At 61.8% G+C, this 3,245-nt stretch carries 3 protein-coding genes; 1 reads left to right on the top strand and 2 read right to left on the bottom strand.

Going from position 1 to position 3,245, the window contains the following annotated elements; translation table 11 throughout:
* A partial coding sequence (locus MAXJ12_RS22410) for a TCP-1/cpn60 chaperonin family protein (RefSeq protein ID WP_008838288.1) occupies positions 1–288 on the top strand: 288 nt, incomplete at its 5' end.
* 666 nt (positions 289–954) lie between these two features.
* Here the strand turns inward: MAXJ12_RS22410 and MAXJ12_RS22405 are convergent.
* Both MAXJ12_RS22405 and MAXJ12_RS22400 read right to left on the bottom strand, forming a co-directional pair.
* The gene (locus tag MAXJ12_RS22405; protein WP_008838287.1) at positions 955–2,583 is read right to left on the bottom strand and encodes an IS1634 family transposase; all 1,629 of its coding nucleotides are present in this window, start codon (positions 2,581–2,583) and stop codon (positions 955–957) included.
* 323 nt (positions 2,584–2,906) lie between these two features.
* Positions 2,907–3,245, bottom strand: a 339-nt coding sequence (locus tag MAXJ12_RS22400; RefSeq protein ID WP_139043988.1) for a DUF2076 family protein, incomplete at its 5' end; no start/stop codon positions are given.

Below are 3,245 nucleotides of genomic sequence, written 5' to 3'. Positions count from 1 at the left end.
GCCGGGGCCGAGGCCTCGATCGTCGCCGGCAAGATCCTCGACAACAAGGGCGCGACCTTCGGCTACAACGCCCAGACCGGCGAATATGGCGACATGATCGCCATGGGCATCGTCGATCCGGTCAAGGTCGTGCGCACGGCTCTCCAGGACGCGGCCTCTGTCGCCGGCCTGCTGGTCACCACCGAAGCCATGATCGCCGAGGCTCCGAAGAAGGAAGCTGCCGGCGGCGGCATGCCGGGTGGTATGCCTGGCGGCGGCATGGGCGGCATGGGTGGCATGGGTTTCTAAGGTTCACGCATCTCAACAATCTCGAAAGGGCGGCAGCAATGCCGCCCTTTTCCTTTGCGGCGAACCCGGTCGGAAAAAGTTCGGCGCTCGCGATTTTTTTGGAACCAACGGCCGCCATTGGCGTTGGCGCGATGTCAAAGGAGTTTCGGAGGAGAAATCCGAAGAAACGAATTTGACAAAAGGCGCCCCCCGCAACCAACCACTGCGAGGGGCGCTTTTCATTATGGGGCAACACGACCGATGGCGCATGGCGAATCCCGCACCCTCCGGCGAAGCGGCCATTAGGCTTCAGGATTCGCTTTTCAAAATTTGCGCGGCGTCACGATATTTTCCGCCAAGCCGGCCGCCGTCTCTGGAATATCGTACTTTGCCCACAGGGGGACCAACATCAGCGGACCAAACCCCGGTCACCCATTGCCTTCAATAGATCGGCCATCGACACACGGTCGCTGCCGGTGTCGTCTGCAATGGCCCGGAGAATCTCGGAAAACGGGCGGTCACGGTTTCGGCGCTCACTTCGCGGAGTGTGGACCCCTGTAGCGTATTGTGTTCATCAGTCATGATCCGTCTCCTGGCCCGACTTAAACACCGCCTGTAAGAATATGTCATTAAGTCAGCATGTTAGGCGCGCGCCGGCGCGTGTTACCACTACATTTTGGGGTGATCTCAGGCGAGTTGTTCGTCGAGGTTGTGTGGCAGAGCGATGCCAGCTGCCTTGAAGACGTTGCCCACTTGGCCGGTGACGTGAGTTCTGGTTGTGACGATGCGACCATCTTTTTCGATGGTGGCTTCCTGGAGGCGGTCGAGATCGCGTAGGAGCGGCTGCCATTCGGGCGTCAGGCCTTTGGCCCGGCAGAGGCGGCGCAGTTCCTTGCTGAGCACGAGCGCCAGGAACGAGCAGAACACATGCCCGCGGATGGCGGCATCGGATTGGTGGAAGATCGGCCGGGTATTGAAGGTTGCCTTGGCGGCGCGGAACAGGCTCTCGACCTCGAGCAAATCGCGATACCGCAGCACGGCCTGGAGCGGGGTCACCTTCGCGTTGGTCCGCACCACGGTGATACCGTCGTAGCGGGCTTCCTCGGCAAGCTTGCCGACATCGATCTGGAAGTTCTTGCCGCTGGCCTTGAGGTAACGCCGGTAGGCCGAGTTGCCGACCAGTGCCTTGTCGCCCTTCTTGAGCTGCGCCTCGAGGCCGGCGATGATCGCCTGGCGGGCGGCCTTGTCCTTCTCGGCCTCGGCGTCATTGCGGCTGACGATGTAGCGGTCTTTACCGACCTTGACCTCTTTGACCCACAACTGAGTCTCACCGCGCTGGCGCTCGAGAACGAGCGGAACCATCGGCGCCGTGTCATTGAGCACGACGTTGTGGATCACGCTGCTCGAGCGTTCGCGGGCCCCCAGAATGTATTCCATGCCCAGCTTTTCGAGCGCGGCGATGGTATCGGCGCTGATCATGCCGCGATCGGCGACAACGCAGGCGCGTGTGACGCCGAAGCGCGTTCGCAGCCGATCGACCACCGGCAACAGGACGGTCACGTCAGCGGTGTTGCCAGGCACCATCTCGGTGCAGATCGGCCGGCCCTCGCCATCAACGACCAGCGCCAGGATCATTTGCGCCAGATCGGGGCGCAAGTCCTTGGAATGCCAGCGCTTGCCCAGCGTCTCGCCGCCCGCGCCATGGAAGGACAACGAGGTTGTGTCCATGAACACAAGGCTGAGGTCGGTGAATAGGTCCTGCCGGCGCGCGAAGAGCTTTTCCTCGATCACGTCTTTCACGCAGCGCGCCACCAGCGCGCCTTGCGCCTTTTCGCCGAGTTCCTCGCCCAGCCACGCCATGGCCCGGTAGAAGTGATGGAGCGCCAGACCCTCGGCGCCCTCGATACCATAATCGGCCATCCAGTTCGCGCAGTCGCGGTCCGAGCCCGAGACGAACAGCCGATGCAACGTGCCAATGAACACCGCCCGTTCCACCGCAAAGCCGAACTGGCGCCCTTCCAGCACCTCTTCCAGCACATCGCCGATCCCGAGCCGCGGCCACAGCCGCCCGAACAACAGCGGACCGCCAATGCGGCGAGAGGCAATCCGCCCCGCGTCAATGTCGGACAGGATGAGGCTGCGTTCGCCATGGCGCGCAATCGAGGCCGCCAATCTGTCAAGTTCGCCGCTGGCAACCAGCGCATCCTTGCGGCCCAGCGCCTTTATCGTGCGCTGGCGAACGGTTTTGCCGTCGCGGACACTTTCCACGAGGTAGAGATAGCGGTGGCCGCGCGCGACTCTCTCAACGACAAACATGCCAGCGTTGTTAGCGAATAAATGCCGTAAAATCCATACAAAACAGGGATAACAGCACAAATGTTGTTACCACACACTTTCGCGCCGGAAATTCAAGGCAAATGAATTCAATAGCTTAACGGACAGTGTTCGCTATCCGTTCACATCCAACTGTTCAAGTTGGGCCTGAGCGACGGCGCGCGGCCATATCTCTTTGCACCTCATCAATCGCCGGAGGTTGACCCTTCCTTGTGCGGCGGCAACAAGTTTGCAATCGCCGACGTCATCCACAAAATAATGAGGGCTGCGAATGGCAGCCCTCCTTATTGCTTGGCGTCGCGCTTTTAGAATTCGATGTCGCCGAAATCACCGCCCTCGTCAAACCCTGCTTCATCAGGCGCAGCCTCGTTGTCGGCAGTCTCCGCTGGCTCGGCTGCCTGAGCCTGGTTGCCGCCAAACATGCCGGCGATCGCATTGCCGAGGAGAACGCCGCCTGCGACGCCCATCGCCGTCTGCGCGGCTCCGGCGAGGAAGCCGCCGCCAGCCCGACTTCTGGGCTGCTCCTCCTCCGGCCCCATGGCAGGCGCACGCGACGCTGGTCGGCTGTCTCGGAAATATGTTGGAGAGCAGGCCGCCGGAGGACTGCCGCGTCCCCGCCTGCTGTTCCAGCTCTTCGATCCGGT

The sequence above is a fragment of the Mesorhizobium alhagi CCNWXJ12-2 genome (assembly GCF_000236565.1).
GTDB lineage: Bacteria > Pseudomonadota > Alphaproteobacteria > Rhizobiales > Rhizobiaceae > Allomesorhizobium > Allomesorhizobium alhagi.
This window is presented reverse-complemented; position numbering and strand designations above follow the sequence as displayed.

Coding starts and splice junctions, on each gene's coding strand:
- MAXJ12_RS22405 (WP_008838287.1), bottom strand. CDS start 2,583: ATGTTTGTCGTTGAGAGAGTCGCGCGCGGCCACCGCTATCTCTACCTC.